Raw genomic sequence first — 488 nt, forward strand, 5'->3', positions numbered from 1 at the left:
ATAAGAAGAAAAAATCTAAACATACAGATACTTCAGAAGTGACAAAGATTTCTAAAGACGGTAAAGAAATTGTGTTAAAGTTTAAGAAACCTCATAAACACTCTGATGAAACAGGTGTTGTAAAGGTTACAAAAGAAAAAAAGTCTTTGCCTAAAGACTAAGATTTGGAGTATACTTAGGAGTATTAATACATACAATTGAGGAGGCATAGCATGTACGAAAAATACGTGGCACAAGACATTGAAAAAAAATGGCAAACATATTGGGAAGAGTCTGGGGTATTTAAAACAGAGTATGACCCAAGTAAAGAAAAATATTATGTGTTAGAAATGTTCCCATACCCATCTGGTAACTTACATATGGGACATGTGCGTAACTATTCGATTGGTGATGTAGTGGCACGTTTCAAAAAAATGCGTGGATTTAATGTATTACATCCAATGGGGTGGGATGCATTTGGTATGCCTGCGGAAAATGCAGCTATTAAA

The 488-nt window shown here is 34.4% G+C and carries 1 protein-coding gene; it reads left to right on the forward strand.

Annotated elements, in window-relative coordinates:
- Positions 1-212 precede the first annotated feature (212 nt).
- The coding region (locus HMPREF9200_RS02555) for a class I tRNA ligase family protein (protein WP_009353243.1) at positions 213-488 on the forward strand (276 nt) is incomplete at its 3' end.

The sequence above is a fragment of the Veillonella sp. oral taxon 780 str. F0422 genome (genome assembly GCF_000221605.1).
GTDB lineage: Bacteria > Bacillota > Negativicutes > Veillonellales > Veillonellaceae > F0422.